The 19271-nt window shown below is 69.2% G+C and carries 8 protein-coding genes and 1 pseudogene; 4 read left to right on the top strand and 5 right to left on the bottom strand.

Annotation, left to right across the window (positions count from 1 at the left end):
* Positions 1 to 583 precede the first annotated feature (583 nt).
* On the bottom strand, positions 584 to 2335 hold the full coding sequence (locus AB0I79_RS61495) for an MOSC domain-containing protein (protein ID WP_357895419.1): 1752 nt from the start codon (positions 2333 to 2335) through the stop codon (positions 584 to 586).
* On the bottom strand, positions 2335 to 3039 hold the full coding sequence (locus AB0I79_RS61500; protein WP_357895422.1) for a dienelactone hydrolase family protein: 705 nt from the start codon (positions 3037 to 3039) through the stop codon (positions 2335 to 2337). Before AB0I79_RS61500 ends, AB0I79_RS61495 begins: the two co-directional genes overlap by 1 nt.
* 363 nt (positions 3040 to 3402) lie before the next feature.
* On the opposite strand from AB0I79_RS61500, the gene AB0I79_RS61505 reads away from it, so the two are divergent.
* From AB0I79_RS61505 to AB0I79_RS61520, 4 genes are all read left to right on the top strand, one after another.
* Positions 3403 to 7731 carry a LamG-like jellyroll fold domain-containing protein gene (locus AB0I79_RS61505; protein ID WP_357895425.1) on the top strand — a complete coding sequence of 1443 codons (4329 nt, stop codon included), beginning with the start codon at positions 3403 to 3405 and terminating at the stop codon, positions 7729 to 7731.
* An 11-nt stretch (positions 7732 to 7742) separates the two neighbouring features.
* Complete coding sequence (locus AB0I79_RS61510) at positions 7743 to 14492, top strand: polymorphic toxin-type HINT domain-containing protein (protein ID WP_357895428.1); 6750 nt, start codon at positions 7743 to 7745, stop codon at positions 14490 to 14492.
* Between the two features lie 338 nt (positions 14493 to 14830).
* Positions 14831 to 16213 (top strand): FAD-dependent monooxygenase, encoded by a 1383-nt coding sequence (locus tag AB0I79_RS61515; protein WP_357895431.1) that lies wholly within the window; start codon positions 14831 to 14833, stop codon positions 16211 to 16213.
* 213 nt (positions 16214 to 16426) lie between these two features.
* Positions 16427 to 17341: a hypothetical protein gene (locus AB0I79_RS61520; RefSeq protein WP_357895434.1), complete on the top strand. Its 915-nt coding sequence runs from the start codon at positions 16427 to 16429 to the stop codon at positions 17339 to 17341.
* A 134-nt stretch (positions 17342 to 17475) separates the two neighbouring features.
* Here AB0I79_RS61520 and AB0I79_RS61525 read toward each other — a convergent pair whose 3' ends face one another.
* The 3 genes and pseudogenes from AB0I79_RS61525 to AB0I79_RS61535 all read right to left on the bottom strand — a co-directional run.
* A complete protein-coding gene (locus tag AB0I79_RS61525) occupies positions 17476 to 18420 on the bottom strand; it encodes a carbohydrate kinase family protein (protein ID WP_357895437.1) in 945 nt (314 codons plus the stop codon).
* Complete coding sequence (locus tag AB0I79_RS61530) at positions 18417 to 18974, bottom strand: hypothetical protein (RefSeq protein ID WP_357895440.1); 558 nt, start codon at positions 18972 to 18974, stop codon at positions 18417 to 18419. Before AB0I79_RS61530 ends, AB0I79_RS61525 begins: the two co-directional genes overlap by 4 nt.
* 111 nt (positions 18975 to 19085) lie before the next feature.
* Positions 19086 to 19271, bottom strand: a pseudogene (locus AB0I79_RS61535) (bifunctional methylenetetrahydrofolate dehydrogenase/methenyltetrahydrofolate cyclohydrolase); the annotation flags it as partial.

Consider the following 19271-nt stretch of genomic DNA (forward strand, 5'->3'; position numbering starts at 1 on the left):
TGACGAGCCCGCAGCCGATGCCCGCCCCGACCGTGACCAGCGCGAACGACGAGTGCCCCACGCCCTCGCCGAACCACTGCTGCACGGCCGTCAGCACGCGCACGTCGTTGTCCAGCACGGTCGGCACCAAAGTAGGAACCAGGACCGGCGCGCTGCATCTGTCGCTCCACCAGTCCTCATCGCCAGCTGTCGCTCCAGGGTCAGCCGAGCCCAGCTGCAGAAACAGCGTCCAGGCTCTCGAAGCTGGAAGTAGCGGCACTCGTCCGCAGCTGTCATCCGGCTGGAGGTGATCAACTTCGAGCACACACCACAAGGGGTCCTCGGAGGAGATGCCGCTTGCCTTGCCTTCGAGATGTCATGCGACCGGCAGACGCCCCAGCCTGGTCCCCGCAGCCCGTGATCGGACGGAGACAGTAATGCCGCTCGGTTCAGGGCATTTCGCGCGGATGCGGGATGCCGGCGATGAAGGTGCCCGCCCGAAGCGCTCCCGATCATGGCCTGCCCTTCGACCTGGCGGACTGGCTGCACGCCCTCATCGTCCAGCAAACTTCCGATGACGGCTGCCCCTGCCGTCAAAGCCTTCCTACATGTCGAGCATGACGCTCGTCGTGGGACGCGCGCAGCACACCAGCACCTGGTTCGGGGGTACGCCGTTCACCGGGTCGACGGCGTACTCCACCTCACCGTCGTCGATGCGGCACATGCAAGCGCCGCACAGCCCCGAGCGGCACGAGGCATCCGGGCGCAGGCCTGCTCGTTCCGCCAGGGCCAGCAGGCTGAAGGTGTTCTCCCGCCAGGGGACGGCGAGCCCGGACCGCATGAAGGTCACCAGGATCGGCCACCCGTGAGCGTCCACCGCCGGAGCGCCGGCCTGCACGCCGTCGTCACGCAACGGCGAACGCGCCGCCCCGAAGACCTCGAAACGCACCCGGTCGCGAGGGGCACCCCGCTCGATCAGGCCGTTGATCATGTCCTGCATGAACCCGCCGGGCCCGCACACGTAGAAGTCCGCATCCAAGGAGGGCAGGATCCGCTCCAGAACGGCCGGCGTCAGCCGCCCGGCCTCGTCGAACGCCTGCCCCCGCACGTCCTCGCGCTCGGGCCGGCTGAACATCACGTGGCTGCGCAGGAGCACGTTGGAGGCGACGATGCGGCGTACCTGGGAGCCGAAGGCGAATTCACGCGACGAACGGGCGCCGTGCGCGAGGAAAACCTCACGGCCGTATTCGTCCGCTGCCAGCCGGTCCAGCATGGCCAGCATGGGCGTGATGCCGATCCCAGCGCTGACCAGCACCACCGGCCGCCGGCCAGGGGCGAGCACGAAACGCCCGCGCGGCGCCCGCGCCCGCACCCGCGCACCCACCGGCACCTGCGCGTGCAGGTATGCGGATGCCAGGCCCGCGGGAACACCGGGAGCCCCAGGCGGGGCCAGCTCGCGCTTGACCGCAATGCGATGGCCGCCGTCCTCGCCCCGCCCCACGATCGTGTACGTCCGTACGACCGGCCTGCCGGCACCGGGCACATCCAGCACCAAGGTCAGGAACTGGCCCGCCTGGAACTCCGGCAGGCGTGCGCCGTCCGGATCCGCCAGGTCGAAGGAGACCACCCCGGCGGCTTCACGCCGCCGCGCCGTGACCACCAGGGTCCGCTCGCCCGGCCACGCCTCGCCTCCCGCAGCCCGCTCGAGAAGCTTCGCGGCCTTCGCACGCAGCGTCGCCGGCAGTGCGCCACAGGCCAGGACACGCCTTAGCGCATCCGGGGAGGGCTCCCCATGCAGCGTCCGGGCCAGTTCGGCCATGGACATGCCGCCGGTGCCGCGGCGCACGAGTTCGATCCGGTCGCCGGGGCGCACATGGCCGGGTCGCACCACCGCGCAGAAGAATCCCAACCGCCCAGAGCGCAGGTATCGGCCCGGGAAGCCCGCGCCCTCACCCAGCCGCACCGCCATCTTCCGGCACGGGATGCGGGGCTGCGTCACTCGCAGCCGGGCATCACCGACGCGCAGTTCGTCGCCGAGCATGACCTCCTCATCCGGCGGCCACGCGATCGTCAGGTTCTCGCCGAACGTGCCCGGCGGCAGCCGGCGGCCGAGCTCGCGCTCCCACCGGTCGTAGTGGCCACGCTGGTAGAGCAGCACGGCGCGGTCCCGGTCAAGCGCATCATCGACATGGTCGTCACCCACCAGCCCGTCCATCTCGACGCGGACGGCGCCGGACGCGGGACGTTTGTCGAAGCCGGTCACGATGCTCTCGCCTTGAACGATCATCGGCCTCGCCTGCCCGATATTCACGGCGAGCACCGACCCGCAGATTTCAGCCATCATCAGAAGGGACATCAGGAGACGGGAAGGTGCCGCCGCAGGAAATCGACGGTGAGCCGCCATGCGGCCTCTGCGGCTGGCGCGTCGTGGAAGTGCGGCGCATCGAAGTTGTGGAAGGCATGCCCGGCAGACTCCTGCACATGGACCTCGACCAGCGGCCGTCCCGCCGCCGCCTTCTCCACGGCCGCGACCTTCTCCCTGGGGATGTAGGGATCCTCGCCCCCGAAGTGGTACTGCGCGGGACAGGTAATGGCGTCCAAGAGGTCGACGAGGGCGGGCACCTTCGAGCCGTAGAAGGAGACCACCGCAGCAGGGCCGGTCTCAGCGGCCACGGCGTGGGCCAGTGACCCGCCGAGGCAGAACCCGATGAGCCCCACGCCGCCGTTCACCTCCGGCAGTTCGGCAAGCCGTTCGAAGGCGGCCGCGCAGTCGCTCACTCCGGTCTCGAAGCTGAACTTGCTGCTCAGATCGAGCGACTGTGCCAGGCCTGCTTCGTCGTGCTCGGCAGCCCAGTTGCGCTGCAGTCTCCAGAACAGATCCGGCGCGCCGACGACGTAGCCCAGGCCGGCCAGATCCTCGGCCACCTTCCTGATGTACGTGCCCACACCGAAGATCTCCTGGATCAGCAGCAGACCGGGACCACTCCCCCGCTCAGGCGCCCAGAGGGGCATCTGGAACGCGCCGCCGTCAACATGCACGGTGTCGGTGTAGGTGGACATGTTCCCCCCGTAACCAGTAGGTGGCAGGATTCACCGACAACAATCACGCGGTGGCATGCTGGGCGCATCTGTCGGATGACCAGCGACGACAGCCGAACCCGCCCGCCGCGTCCCCGCCACCACAGCACCGGCGATGAGGGCTGCCTGAGGGAAACGAATCCGTCGCATGACTGATCCGCAGAACCGGGCGCCTGCAGGTTGTTTGGCGGTCAGCCCACGGAAAGGCGCACGCGACCGCAGGCCTAGGTGGCTACCCGTTGAATTCAGTCACGCAACGGATTCGCTTTTCTGTCCCGCTTCCTACCTTGATGTCGTTTGCCCACGGGTGCGTGGCCGTGGCGAGGATGAGAAGGGAAGCACCCAGTGAACCGCACGCGTCACAAGCGCCGCGCCGTCACGGCCGCCGCGGCCTTCGCGGTGTCGATCAGCATGGCAGTCACCGGGTTAACCGCCGGCACCGCCTCGGTCCCGGCCCAAGCCGCCGCTGACTCGATACTCCCCACATCCGCGCCCCCACCTGGACAGAGCGGGGCGCAGGCCAGCGAGCAGGAGGCGGCCGCCGAGGCCCGGCGCACCGGCGCTCCTGTGGAGGTGGCCTCGCTGCGCGGTGAGAGCAGCGAGGTCTTCGTCACCCCGGAGGGGCACCTGGAGGCGCGCGAGCATCTGCGCCCGGTCCGCACCCGCATCGGCGGCGCATGGACGCCGATCGACACCACGCTGGCCCGTACCGGCGACGGCATGGTGGCTCCCCGGGCCGCCACCGTGAGTCTGGCGTTCTCCGGCGGCGGCGACGTGCCGCTGGTGCGGATGGCACAGGCCGGCAGGCAACTGGCGCTGTCGTGGCCGGGATCGCTGCCCACGCCTCGGGTGGAAGGCGACACCGCCACCTACGTTGACGTGCTGCCCGGCGTCGACCTGCGGCTGAAGGCGCAGCAGGACGGCTTCAGCCAGGTCTTGGTGGTCAAGTCGGCCCAGGCGGCAGCCGACGCCAGGTTGACGGAACTGCGGCTGAAGCTGGCCGCCGACGGCATGTCGGTCAGGAAGAACGACGCGGGCGGGCTGTCGGCGATCGACGATGGCTCCGGTGGCGCGGTGTTCGAGACCGCGCAGCCGCTCATGTGGGATTCCAGTCCCGGCCACGAGGGCTCCCCGGATGCGCGCAGTCGGGAGTCGGGCCCGCAACAGCGTGGCACGGCGGGCGAGCCGGGTCCCGCCGAGTCCGGCAAGCTGACGCCGGTCGGCGTCGACGTGCCGTCCGGCGGCGCCGAGCTGGTGTTGAGGCCCGACACCGATGTGCTGCGGGGCCGGGACACCGTGTATCCGGTCTTCATCGACCCGCAGTGGTACACGCCCAAGGCCAGCGCGTGGACGATGGTCTCGAAGTACTGGGCGTCCAGCCCGCAGTGGAAGTTCAACGGCGAGTCCGACGCCGGCATGGGCTATTGCCTGTGGTACTACTGCAACCCCTACGACACCAAGCGCCTGTTCTACCGTCTGCCCACCTCCAGGTTCGCGGGACGGACGATCCTGTCGGCCGAATTCGTGGTGCGCAACGCCTGGTCGGCCTCCTGCGATGCGCGCGGGGTGCAGGTGTGGCGTACGAAGGACATCTCCTCCTCCACCACCTGGAACACCCAGGAGGCGGCAGGCTTCTGGATCGACCATCTCAAGACGGAATCCTTCGCCTACGGCTACGACGGCTGCGCCTCCAAGGACGCCGAGTTCGACGTGAAGCCGGCGGTCCAGCAGGCCGCCAAGGGCAAGTGGTCCACCGTGACGTTGGGCCTGCGCGCCTCCGACGAGAACGACAAGTACGGCTGGAAACGCTTCGCCGACGACGCCTACCTGAGGGTCCGGTACAACCGCCCGCCGACGCAGATCAAGATGTCGCAGCTGAGCATGGAGTACGGCGGCCTGTGCAAGCGCCCGGCAGACGCCCCCTACACGCGCACCCTGGGCAAGATCTACGCCAACAACGTCTCCGACCCCGACGGCGACAACGTCTCGGTACAGTTCATGGCCCGCTGGGACGGCGGCGAGTGGAAGCCCTCCCGCACCACGACCAAGAAGTCCTACTCCGACTTCTCCCTCACCCTGCCGTCCTCGATCCCCAAGGACAAACAGATCCACTGGTTCGCCCGCGTCCATGACGGCGCCCAGTACTCGCCATGGTCGTACGAGGGCGACGCGACGTCCTGCTACTTCTTCTACGACCCCACCGCGCCCGCACCACCCACCGTCACCTCGGCCGAATACCCCGCCTCCAACAGCGACGACCCGGATGATCCCTGGCACGACGGGATGGGCCAGTACGGCCGATTCACCCTCAAGAGCGCCGACACCGGCGTCGTCAAGTACTGGTGGGGCCTCAACGTCGATCCGTCCTCCGACCGCGCCGTCACCACGACCGGCGGCGCCGAGCGGACGATCAAGCTCCTGCCGCCCAAGATCGGGGTGAACACTCTGTTCGTGCGCTCCTTCGACGCGGCCGGCAACGCCTCAGCACCCTTCGGCTACCGGTTCAGAGTGCGGTCGGGGCAGCAGGAGCGGGCCGGCTGGCAGATGGACGAGAACGCCGGCGCCGCCCAGGTGGCAGGCGTGGGCGCGGCCTGGCCGGCCGGGCTGCACGGCGGGCTACGGCCCGGCGGCGCCGGCGTGTCCGGAACGGGCCTGACCCTGGACGGCACCGACGACCATGCCGCCACCGAGGCGCCCGTGCTCGACACGGGCAAGAGCTTCTCGGTCGCACTGTGGGCCCGCCTGCCCGCCGACAAACCCGCCAGGGCCATGACGGCCATCTCTCAGGCGGGCCAGAACACCAGCGGCTTCGAGCTGTTCCACTCCGGGACCGGCGGCTGGACATTCATGACCCACGCCTCCGACTCCAGCACCGCCGCGCAGGTGAAAGCCGAGCAGCCGCCCTGCCCGGCCGGCGACACCGCGTGCGCCGGCGCCAGGCTCGGCGTGTGGACGCACGTAACCGGCGTGTTCGACAACGCCAAGCAGCAGATCAGGCTCTACGTCAACGGCGTGCAGGCCGCCGCCACCACCTACATCGGCCCCTGGGACGCCCGCGCCAGAACCATCCTCGGCGCCTCCGGAATGGGCCACTCCTGGCTCAGGAACTTCTTCGCCGGCGACCTGGACGAGGTTCAGCTGTTCGACTACCAACTGCCCGACGACCAGATCACCCGCCTGTCCGCCAGGCAGCCAGTGATCACAAACCGTCCCGCGAAGCTGATCTGGATGCTCGACGACCAGCCGGAGCAGCCGCACCTGACGGGCCGGCCGCAGCAGGCCGACGCGATGTTGCGCGGCGGCGCCCGCCTCGGCGCGCCCGGGGTGAGCAGAACGGCGCTGGAGCTGGACGGCGTGGACGACCACGCCACGATGGGCCGTCCCCTGCTGGACACAGCCCAGAGTTTCACGGTGTCGGCCTGGGCCTGGCTGCCCGGCGACAAGCCGTCCAGGAACATGTCGGTGATCGGTCAGGCCGGGGTGCACAACCGCGGCTTCGAGCTGTACCACTCCTCCTCAGCCGGCTGGGTGTTCATGCGTGCCGGCGCCGACAACGCCTCCGCGCCTTCGGTGCGCGCTGTGCAGAACCCCTGCGGCAACGGCACGGTCACCTGCCCGCCCGCTGGCCTGGGCGAGTGGACCCACCTGACCGGCGTCTACGACCGGGACGCCGGCGTCATCCAGCTCTACGTCAACGGCCAGCTCAAGGCCACCCAGCCCTTCACCACGCCTTGGTACGCCGGCGGCGAGGTCACCCTGGGCGCAGCGGCAGCCGTTGGAACGCTGACCGGGCCGGTGAGCCACTTCCAGGGCAAGCTGGACGACCTGCGCGTCCATGACCGGCTGCTGTCCGGGGCCGAGATCACCCAGCTGTTCAAGCAGCGCCCGGTGGTCACCGGCCGGTGGAAGTTCGACGTGAATACCGTCACGGTCACGTACGACGACACCGAGCCGCGCAACAACCTCACACTGCACGGCGGCGCCAGCGTGGCCGCCGGCTCCAAAGACGGCTCCATCGACGGCCAGCTGCAGCTCAGCGGCTCCGGCCAGTACGCCACGAGCGCGGCCGTCCCGGTGGACACCAGCGCCAGCTTCACGGTCTCCGTCTGGGTCAAGGCTGCCTCGTATCCGTCCGGGCAGTCCGCCGTGCTCACCATCCCGGGCCTGCAGCAGAGCGCGATCACCTTGCGGTACACGCCGCCCGCCCCCAGCGGCGATCCCAACGATCCGCCGACCGATCCGGGCCGATGGCGGGCGAGCATGGCCGACAGTGACGCCGCGGGCGCCGCCGTTGCCCAGGCCGAGCACGGCCAGTTCTTCAGCCCGACCGAATGGAACCATGTGGTGGTCGTCTACGACGCCTTCACCAACGAACTGACGCTGTACGTCAAGGGTGAGCCGCAGGGCATCGGCTGCGCCGACGACGACGGCAACGGCGAGCCCGACGACCCCACCTGTGAGCCGCAGATCTCCTGGACGGAGAACACCCGCGGCTTCAAGTCCGCCCAGCCTCTGCAGGTCGGCCGAGCCAAGACTGGGACGTCTGCGTGGGGCGAGTACTGGCCGGGGCTGATCTCCGACCTGTGGACCTTCCAGGGCACGCTGACGGAGCTGCAGATCGCGCATCTGGCGGTCGGCCAGCCTGGCCTCCCCTCACAAGTTCCCGGCCTCTGAAAGGTCCTGGCATGACGACGATTCGATGGTGGCGGCGCCTGTCGCCGGCGCTGGCCGTGGTGGTGGCGAGCGGTCTGCTGCAGGTGCTGCCGGTCACACCGCCCGCCACCGCCCACGACGGCGGGTCCGCCCGGCAGGACAAGCCGGTCGCGGGCACGACCGCCTCGGTCAAGCCCCGCACCCTGCGAAGCGAACCGCCGCGCGGGAAGCCGCGGGCGGCCTGGCCGGCGGCGGGCGTGCACGCCGGCGCGGGCGTTCAGACCCAGGTGCTCGGCCGCGAGGCGGTGCGCAAGGCGGGTGTGCCGGGACCGGTGTTCACGCTGCAGGCCAAAGCCGGGATGAAAAGCGCGAGCACGCGGGCCGAGCTCGACTACGCGGGCTTCGCCGAGCTATACGGCGGCGCATACGCCTCCCGGCTGCGCCTGGCCGAACTGCCGGCGTGCGCGCTCACCACCCCCGACAAGCCGGAGTGCCGGATCACGACCCCGGTGAAAACGGCCAACGACGTCGAAAAACGCAGACTCACCGCCACTGACGTGCCATTACGCGCGGGCACGGCCACGGTGCTGGCCGCCGTGGCTGGGGCGAGCAGCGACAAGGGCGACTACACCGCGACCACCCTGTCGCCCTCGGCCACCTGGGCCACCGATCTCAACACCGGCGACTTCGGCTGGAGCTACCCCATCGCCGTGCCGGACGTGCCCGGCGGGCTCGCCCCGGACGTGACGTTGTCGTACTCCTCGGGCGGCATCGATGGGCGCACCTCCAGCACCAACAATCAGGCCTCCTGGGCGGGCGATGGGTTCGAGCTGTGGCCGGGCCACATCGAACGCCGTTACAAGCCGTGCTCCGACGACGGGGTGGAGAACGCCGACGGTCACAAGACCGGCGACCTGTGCTGGGCCTACGACAACGCCTTCATCACCTTCGGCGGCAAGAGCGGCGAGCTGGTGCCCGCCGGCACCGACACGTGGAAGTTCCGCGGCGACGACGGCAGCGTCATCCAGCGCCTCTACGGCGGCGCCGGAGACGTGCGCGGCAACGGCGCCCGCAAGGACGAGTACTGGAAGCTGACCACCGCCGAGGGCATCCAGTACTACTTCGGCTACAACCGGCTGCCCGGCTGGAGCGACGGCAAGCCGACCACCGAGTCGACCTGGACCGTGCCGGTGTTCGGCGACGACGTCGGCGAGCCGTGCCATACCGACAAGATCTCCGACTCGTGGTGCCAGCAGGGCTGGCGGTGGAACCTCGACTACGTCGTCGACCCGCACGGTAACGCCATGGCCTTCTCCTACGACAAGGAGACCAACTCCTACGGCCGGTTCCTGGACAAGACCAACGACACCCGCTACGTCCGCGGCGGCGTGCTCAAGCACATCGAGTACGGGCTGCGCAAGGACACCGTCTACACGGCCGCCGCCTTGGCCAAGGTGACTTTCACCAGCGGCGAGCGGTGCATCCCCGACGCCACGGCGACCTGCTCCTCGATCGACCAGAACGCCTTCCACTGGTACGACACCCCCTGGGACCTCAACTGCGACGAGGGGGAGGACTGCGACGACGGGCGGCTGTCGCCGACGTTCTTCACCCGCAAGCGGCTGACCTCCATCACCACCGAAGCCGGCGGCAAGAAGATCGACACGTGGACGCTGACGCACCGGTGGGGCATGGCCGACACCGACTACCAGCTCCTGCTGGACTCCATCCAGCGCACCGGCCACACCGCCACCCCCGTGGTCACGCTGCCCAAGACGGTCTTCGGCTACACGCAGTTGCAGAACCGGCTGGACAAGACGGGCGACGGGTACGCGCCGTTCATCAAGGACCGGCTCAGCACGATCTCGGACGAGGCGGGCGGCCAGCTCGACGTCGGCTACTCCGAACCCGCCTGCGCCTGGGACAAGCTGCCCACGCCGCAGACCAACACCACCCGGTGCTTCCCGCAGTACATCGGCGGCAGCTCCACCGACGATCCCGAGCTGAGCTGGTTCAACAAGTACGTCGTCACCAGCGTGACTGCGACCGACCGCACCGGGGGCGCCCCCGACCAGGTCACCGCCTACGACTACCTGGACGGCGCGGCCTGGCACTACGACGATGACGACGGCCTGACCAAGGAGAAGTTCAAGACCTGGTCGCAGTGGCGCGGCCACGGGCACGTCCGGGTCCGCACCGGCGGCCAGGGCGGCGCCATGAAGACGCAGTCCGACACCTACTTCCTGCGCGGCATGCACGGCGACCGCAAGGGCCCCAACGCCGCCGACGGCACCAAGAGCGTCACCGTCGAGCTGGACCCCGCAGAAGGCGACCCGATCACCGACCACGACGCGGCCGCCGGATTCGCTTACAAGACGGTCACCTTCTCCGGACCGGGCGGCGCGGTGCTGGGCAAGACCGTGAGCAGGCCGTGGCGCCACCAGACCGCCAAGAAGGAACGCCCCTGGGGGACGATCACCGCCGGCTTCTCCGGCACCGCCCACACCAGGTCCTGGACCTCCCTCGACGGCGGCAAGGGCGAGAAGTGGCGCACCACCTCGGTCGCCAACACCTACGACACCGTGGCCGGGCGGGTGACCGCCACCGACGACTTCGGCGATGACTCCACTCCCGCCGACGACAAGTGCACCCGCACCACCTACGCCGCCGACACCGGGCTGAAGACGCTGCCCAGGCGGGTGGAGACAGTGGCCACGGCGTGCGGCAGGACCGCCATCCGGCCCGACAACGTCATCGCCGACGTGCGCACCGCCTACGACGGCGGCGGTTACGACACCGCCCCCGTCAGGGGCACCCCCACCGCCACCGCCGTGCTCAAGGAGTACTCCGGCACCACTGCCGTGTACGTGGAGTCGGGCGCGACCTTCGACGCCTACGGCCGCACTACCAGCAACACCGACCTCACCGCCGACGTCAAGGTGACCGCGACCGGTGCCCTGACCAGGACTCCACGCACCGACGGGCGCACCACGGCCACGGTCCGCACCCCCGCGACCGGTCTGGTCACCGCCACGACGGTGACCACGCCGCGGGCCCGGCCGGACGACCCGGCCAGCACGCAGGTCACCACCACCTTGCACGAGACGGCGCGCGGCCTGCCGACCCGCACCACCGACACCAACGGGCGCGTCACCCAATTCGGCTACGACGCGCTGGGCCGCCTCACCAAGGTCTGGCTGCCCAACCGGCTCACCAGCCAGACGCCGTCGTACGAGTTCACCTACACCATCACCGCGGACGCCCCTGCCGCGATCGGCACCAAGACCATCGGCAACCGGGGAGAGCAGCGCACCTCCCACACCCTGTACGACGGCTTCCTGCGCCCCCGCCAGACCCAGAGCCCCGGCCCCGAGGGGGGCCTGCTCATCTCCGACACGCACTACGACGAACGCGGCCTGATCGGCGTCGACTTCGTCACCTACTTCACCAAGGACGGCCAGGCGGGCAAGCTGTTCCAGCCCGCCGACGCGCTGACCGTGGAGACCCAGGTCCACCACGTCTACGACGGCCTGGGACGCGAGATCGAGGTCAGGCAGGTCGCCGGCAACAGCGGCGGCGGCCAGGTGCTGGCCACCACCAAGACGGTCTACGGCGGCGACCGTGTGACCGTCACCCCGCCCCAGGGCGGCACCGTCACCACCACCGTCACCGACGCCCGCGGCCAGACGGTCGAACTACACCAGCACCACGCTAGCGGCGCCGACGTCACCCGCTACGCCTACACCCCGGCGGGCCAGCTCAAAGAGCTCAAGGACCCGGCAGGCAACACCTGGGCCTACCGCTACGACCTGCTCGGCCGCCAGATCGAGTCCGCGGATCCCGACAAGGGCGTGGTCAAGAACACCTACGACGACCGGGGACAGCTCACCCTGGCCTCGCACGCCACCGGCACCCTCGCCCACCTCTACGACGGGCTCGGCCGCAAGACCCAGCTGCGCGCCGGCTCGCCGACCGGGGAACTGCGCGCCGAATGGAAGTACGACACGCTCGACGGGGCCGAGGGCCTGCTGGCGGAGTCCATCCGCTGGGTCGCGGGCAAGGCCTACAGCAAGCGGGTGACCGGCTACGACCGGCTCTACCGGCCGACCTCCACCGAGGTCGTCATCCCCTCCGGGGAAGGCGCCCTGGCGGGCACGTACGCGTCGAGAACCTCTTACAAGGAGTCCGGCCTGCCACAAGGCACCGGCTACCCGCAGGCCGGGTCGCTCCCGGCGGCCACCGCCGCCTACGCCTACGAGGACGCGACGCTACGGCTGTCCACCGTCAACGGGCTCGGCGCGACCGGCACGACGAGCTACTCCTACACCGGCAAGCCGCTGACGTACGAGATGGCCGTCACCGGCGGCAAGCCGACCACGGTCACCAACGACTACGAGTGGGGCACCCAGCGCCTGGCCGCCTACCGGATGGAACGTCTGGAGGTGCCGGGTGTCGACCAGCAGGCGTCCTTCCGCTACGACCCGGCGGGCAACGTGCTGTCGGTGTCGGACGTCTCCCGCTCCGGCACCGACACCCAGTGCTTCGCCTACGACCACGTGCGCCGCCTGACCGAGGCGTGGACCCAGGCCACCACCGCCTGCGCCGGCTCGCCCGCCGCCGGCGTGCTCGGCGGTCCGGCCGCGTACTGGCACTCCTACGCCTACGACAAGGTCGGCAACCGCGTCACCGAGACCCTGCACGATCCGGCGGGCGACACCGCCAAGGACGTCACCCGCACCTACGCCTACCCGGCGGCTGGCCAGCCGCGCCCCCACGCCGTCACCTCCGTCACCCCCTCCACCGGAGCCGCGCCCGACACCTTCGCCTACGACGAGGCCGGCAACACCCGCACCCGCAAGGCCGGCGGCGTCAGCCAGACGCTCGACTGGGACATCGAGGGCCACCTGGCCAAGGTGACCGACTCGGCGGGCAAGGTCACCGAGTACCTCTACGACGCCGAAGGCAACCGCCTCATCGGCCGCACCCCGACCGAGACCACCCTCTACCTCGGCGCCACCGAGATCACCCTGGCCAAGGGCGCGACCGCGACCCAGGCCACCCGCTACCTCGACCTCGGCGGCGGCCACCAGGCCGTCCAGAAGGACAACGGCGCCATCTCCTTCACCCTCGCCGACCACCACGGCACCGGCCACCTGTCCGTCGACGCCGCCACCCAGCAGCTCACCCAGCGCCGCACGCTGCCCTTCGGCGCGCCGCGCGGCACGCCGCCGCTCGCCTGGCCGGGAACCCGCGGCTTCGTCGGCGGCATCGACGACACCAAGGCGACGGGGCTGGTGCACCTGGGCGCACGCGAGTACGACCCGGCCCTCGGCCGCTTCCTCAGCGTGGACCCGATCCTCGACCTGTCGGAGCCGCAGAAGCACCAGGGCTACGCCTACGCCGGTCACAACCCGCTCACCTTCAGCGACCCGAGCGGCCTGGACTACGGTTGCGGCAGCGGCGCGGGCTCGTGCGAGTACGGCGCGGGCGGAGTGAACAAGAGGCCCGGTGACTCATCGATCCCGTCAGCTCCGCCAGGAACGGGTGGCGGAATGCACGCCCCCCGCGGCGGCGGTGGCGGAGGTGGCGGCGGCGGCCAGCGCAGTGGCAGCGGCCACAGCAAGCCCCGCTACCGGATCATGCCGACGCAAGAAACGATCATCATCGAGGGTAAGCGCATCCCCACCGAGGCCGAATTCAAGCTACGGCCCTACCACCGAGGGTCCTACGAGGAGAACCTCAAGGCCTGGCTGAACTTCGAGTGTCAGGCGGGCGGCGGCTTCAACCGTTTCTGCGCTGCAGTCCGTGACCTCGGCCTCCTGGAAAGAGGTGGACCGCCCAGTCTGTCCGCCATCAAGGATGCCCTCATCGGCGACTACGTCGGCTGCGCCAAGGGCTCCCTCAAGTCCTGCGCATGGGCAGGCGCCGACCTCGCCCTCACTGTCGCGACCGGCGGGTACGGCAAGGTCGCCAAGGCCAGCATCGTGAGCGCCAAGAGCGCGAAGGCAGGGTCGCGATATGCCGACGCCCTGGAAGATGCCGTCGGCAAGTGCAGCAGTTTCGTCCCCGGCACCCGGGTGCTGATGGCGGACGGCACCACGAAGGCGATCCAGGACCTCGAGATCGGCGACAAGGTCCTCGCTGCCGACCCCGAGACCGGTGAGACCAGAGCCGAGACCGTCACTGCCACCATCACCAGCGAAGGCCTCAAGCGACTGGTCCACGTCACCGTGGGCACCGGCGAAGACGCCGGTGCGGTGACCGCCACCGATCACCACCCGTTCTGGGTCCCCGCGCTGAATAGGTGGGTGCCGGCCGAGGAGCTACGGGCGGGCATGTGGCTGCGCACCTCCGCAGGCACGTACGTACAGGTGAGCGCCATCAGGCAGCGCACCGCTGAGCAGCGCGTCCACAACGTGACCGTCGCCAACCTGCATACATACTATGTTCTTGCCGAAATAACGCCGGTACTCGTTCACAACACGAAATGCCCCGAGTATGAAAACCCGGGGCATCATGACCCGACGGGCGGCCCTCACCCATACAACCCGGGAAGAGCGGTGTTGCCGCCCGACGCGGCAGAACAATTTGCCAATAGTGTCCAGGTCGGCAAACACCGATGGACCAAGATCGGCGAAGGCCGAAAAGCCGTCTACTACCGCTACTCCTTCGACAATGTCAGCAAGTGGCACTGGAGTGGCAGCACGAACGGCGTTACGAAATCTGGCGCTCCGAGCGTCATCAGAATGCAAGATGTCCCCAAGGAGGTCAAGAGATGGTAGTCCTGAGAAATTGATCGAAGATGAAATGATCCTATCTCCTCATCTATCAGTCGCGACACGCGCGGCGACTCCGGAACCATTGGCGAACTCAGGCGCTGGCGCCGGGCCAGTGTTATTGCCAACCTCGGACGTCGCCGCGCGGCGATGAATGATCGGCGCGTACCGCGTAGTCCCTATCACCGCTCCGTTCGAGGTTCGCCATCTCCGGCATGCCCGTCTTCGCTGACGCCCGCACATCCCGAGGTGAACACCAGGAGCATCCAGTCGCTTTACAGATTTGATGTCACATGTTCACAGCTAATGTCGTACGCGTCATTACCGCTATCAGTGGAGTGTCCATGCCTGCTTCCGCCGTTAGAATTTTTAATTCGATCAGCACGACAAAGGTCGAACATACGTCCACAATCTTGGATAAGGCGGCGGTACTGGGCGGGAGCGTCGCCGGTCTGATCGCCGCGCGAGTCCTGGCCTATTACGCCAAGACCGTAGTCATCATTGATCGGGATGACCTGGACACGACCGAGAATTCGCGTCCCGGTGTGCCACAGAGTTCCCAGGTGCACACCTTGCTGCTGGGCGGGCTCAGGCAGCTTGAGCGCTGGTACCCGGGATTCGCCTCCCAAGGGCAGCGAGAAGGCGCGGTGATGGTGTCGGGAAAGAACATCCTGACGTACATCGACGGCGTTTGCCAGGACCCCATTTACGACACCGAGATGCTCTGCAGCAGCCGCCCTTTTCTCGAGGGACTCATCCGCCGCCGCACCCTTGAGGTATCGAACGTGCGGACGGTCAAGGGCCGGATCATGGGCCTGGATTTCCATTCCGGCGCCGTCGTAGGCGTGCGGTACCAGAGCGGGGACAGGGAGGTGGCCGAGGCGGCGGATCTGGTGGTGGACGCCATGGGCCGGGCCAGCAGGCTGAGCGAATGGCTGGAGGGCGCGGGCTGGGAGCGCCCGCCCCTGCGCCGCAAGAGCGTGGGCCTCAACTACGCGACCGGCTACTTCGCCCGCGACAGCCTCCGGTCGGACGACGTGGCCGCCGTCTCACGCCGCACCACGGACCTTTCGACGGCGCGCACCGCTGGGGGCACCGTCAGCCCGGTCGAGGGAGACCGATGGGTGGTCCTGCTGGCCGGCTACGACGACGATCGGCCCGGACGGACGACCGAGGACTTCCTCCGCCGCTGCCGGGAAGACCTTCCGCCGATCTTCGGCCAGGCGGTGGCCGGAGAACTCATCGGCGAGATCAAGACCTACCACCAGGCCGACAGCCGGCGTCGTGACTTCCACCTGGTGGGACGGCTGCCAGCGCGCCTGGTGAGCGTGGGTGACGCGGTCGCGTCGTTCAATCCGGTCTACGGGCAGGGCATGACGTCAGCGGCGCTGCACGCGTCCTGCCTGTCGGCGTACCTGCGTTCCTCCCCTGACCTCGACGTCCCGGCGCGCGAGTTCTTCCGGCTGCAACGCGTCGTCGTCGACGCCGCGTGGCAGATCTCCACGCAGGCGGATGACGCGCGCCAGCCAGACACCGGCATGCTCAGCCTGTCGGAGCGCATATCTCGCTGGCTGGGTGAGGAGGTGGTCTCCGCGGCGACCAAGGACAAGATCATCGCCAAGCGTTTCAACGATGTGATGACCATGACGACCCATCCGAGTGTGCTCTTCTCGCCGGGCGCGATCCTGCGCTCGATCATGGCCAACCGAGGGCTGATCAGGTCATGACAGCACTGCTCGGGCACGGCGGCATCGAGCTTGTGGCGACCGCTTCAACCGGTCGTCCCAAGCGAGCGGGAAGTACTTGTTCACCGCTCGGTCCGGAGGGGGCGACGTCGAGTGTCCGGATGAGGCTTGTTCGGCGTGAGCTGTATCAGGGACCGCGGGAGCTTGCTCTGCACACCCGGACAACCGCACAGGCGGTTGCGGCGGCAGGGGACGATGTTTTCAGCGGTCGAGTACGTCAAGCGTTACGAGACGGCACCGGATCAGCAGACGGTCGAGCAGTTGCAAAAGCTCGTGGACGGCTCCGGGCTGGCTGCGGACGAGCAGTTTGTGGTGGCGTTGCTGAACGCCGTCTCGGCGAGCGACTTCCCTCTGGCGGGGGCGATGCCGGAGATCCGCAAAGCGCTCACGGAAGCCGCGGGAATCCGCGAGCTGGGAGGCTCGTGGAAGGAGAAGCTCGACGCCTATGTCGCCGGCATCGGTGAGGAGCCGTTCGAGATCGCGACGTTCCTGCAGGGGTGCATGAGCAGCGGCTTGGCGCTCGATCACAAGGACACCGTGGCGGGACAGGAGCTGGTACTGGCTACGCCGCTCGTCCTCGTCCGGCAGCCGGTCTTCGAGGAACGGGCGCACGTGTCCGGTCTGCTGGGCGACTACCGGTACCGGACAGACGTGATCGAGGTCGGCATGGGGCTATTCGAGGTAGCTGCCGGACTGCGGGCGAAGAAGGACTTCACGGGCGCCTCCAAGCCGGGCATCCTGCAGTTCACCTCGAGCGACCGGGTCGCCACCTACGACGGCGTGACAGTCGGCAACAGATTCTCCAACGCCTTGGACACCAGTCGGCGTCCCTGGTACAAGGGCGTGTCCGCGCAGATCGTCCCCGACGCGCCGACGGCGGTGGCGCCTAATGACGCGCCGACGACGAGGTCTTCCGAAGCTGTGGGCCAAGGGGCAGAAGCTGCGCGGCATCACCATCAAAGACACCTTCGTCACCCACGCCGTCGTGGAGGTCGCGCCGAACAAGTTCCACAAGTTCTTCACCTGCGAATGGGCCTTCACGGTCGACTACGACGCCACGGACCCCGGCGCCGCCAGGGCGAGCTACCAGGTGACGGGTCAGCGGTTTGAGAGCGGCGAGATCACGCTGAGCGGCCGCAAGCCACTGACGGGGGACTACCTGGATCAGGTCACGGCCTAGATATCTAGGGCTGGATGTTCGCCACTGCCGGCCGCACCCCCACGGCCGGCAGCATCGTCGCCCGTCATGACCGCTGCTGGGAAGTGGCCCAGGGGACGAGCTCGGGGGCGTGCTCGGCGACCCTGGCCAGCGTGGGGGCGGCGGCTCCACCGTGTCCAGTGACCGACAGCGCGCCGCACAGGGTGGCCAGTGCGGTGCACCCGGCCAAGCCGAGGCCGAAGAGATGACCGGCCACGAATCCCGCATCGAAGCAACCTCCCGCCCCGCTGGTGTCGGCGACGGTCACCGGGGGCGCACTGAAGGACACCCGCTCGTGAGAGGACGCGGCGACGGCGCCGTGCGAGCCGTTCTTGATCACAACGGTACGGGTCAGTCCGGCGAGCGTCGAAAGAGCGCGGTCCAGGTCGTCGTGACCGGTAAGGCGGCGTGCTTCGTCGGCGTTGGGAGCGAAGATGTCGACTTCTCGCACCGCGGCGGCGACAGCGGGGTCGTCGAGGGTGGCGTCGATGTGCTGGCCATCCATGAACACGGTGGTCCCGACCCGCCTGGCCGCGTGCACGATCGACGCCAGCCGCGGGCCACGGAGGAACTCCGTCAGCAGCACACATGCCGGACGCTGAGCCGGGATGAGGTCCTCGACCTGAAGCGGCACCGCCGATTCCCGGAAGGAGACGAAGCCGCGTTCGCCGGCGTGGGAGATGGCCACGGAGAGGTTCCGGACCGGCCCCGGGCTCAGAATGTAGGCGGAGGTGTCGACGCCTTCCGCCCGGGCCGTGTCGAGCACCAGCTTGCTGTGCGGATCGCTGCCCAGCCGGGCCGCCCACCGCGCGGGAACTCCAAGCCGGTGCAATGCCCGTTGCTGGGTGAAGGCTCCGGCGGCCAGAAACATCGTCTGGGTGGCGAAGACCTCCTCGCCGCGCTGCGGCCACCGGGACACGCCGGAGAAGATGAGGTCCACGAAGTAGTCGCCAACGACCAGGACGGATCGCTCGGGCGGGAAGGCGCTCACCGCCATACCCCCATGAGGTCACGATGCGCGGTCTCGGCCAGCGGGGCGGCCCGAAGGCAGGACAGGATCAGGGGGTGGATCATCAGCGCCTGAACCGCCAGCCGGCGAGGACGTACGGCCACGGCATGCAGGGGCAACCGTTGGAAGACCTTCACTCGCCGTATGCGGCCGGCCTGCGGCTCGGGTACCGCGCCGCAGGGCAGCGGCCGGATACCGTCGGCGTCGGCGGCCACGCTGATCTCGGCCACGTCCCTGGCGTCCAGGGCGTCGATGCGGCCGGCACCCGACACGTTGGCGGCGCGGTGCCGGGCGGGGCCGCCGCTCAGGGCCGGGATGAGATCAAGCACGACGGCGGCGTACCTTTCTCGGCCCTCGCCGAGGGTGCGTTCCCTGCCTGTCGTGGTGCCGGGCTCGGGGTAGTGCATGGAGGTCGAGCGGCGTCCCGCCTCATAGGCGCGGTAGGCCGCCATGGCCTCCCGGGGCATGGCGGCGCATTTAATGAACAGGGGGCCGCGGGCGCCGCCGCCCGCCAAGGCCCAGGTGGTACCGCCCATGATCGGCCTTTCTCGTCATTTCAGGAAGCCGGCACCGGCGCGACCACCAGGCCACCGGCGTGCTGCGGCAGGTCCAGCGCGACCGGAGCGCCTTCGGTGTGTCCCGGCGGGTCATCGAAGCCGTTCGGCGGCCTCCACGACGTTGGACAGCAGCAGCGCGCGCGTCATCGGCCCGACGCCGCCCGGGTTGGGCGTGAGGTAGCCGGCGACATCCTCCACGTCCGGCGCCACGTCCCCGGCGATCTTGCCGTTCACGCGGGAGACGCCGACGTCGAGCACGGCGGCGCCCGGCTTGAC

This window comes from Nonomuraea sp. NPDC050202, assembly GCF_040656115.1.
Taxonomy (GTDB): Bacteria; Actinomycetota; Actinomycetes; order Streptosporangiales; family Streptosporangiaceae; genus Nonomuraea.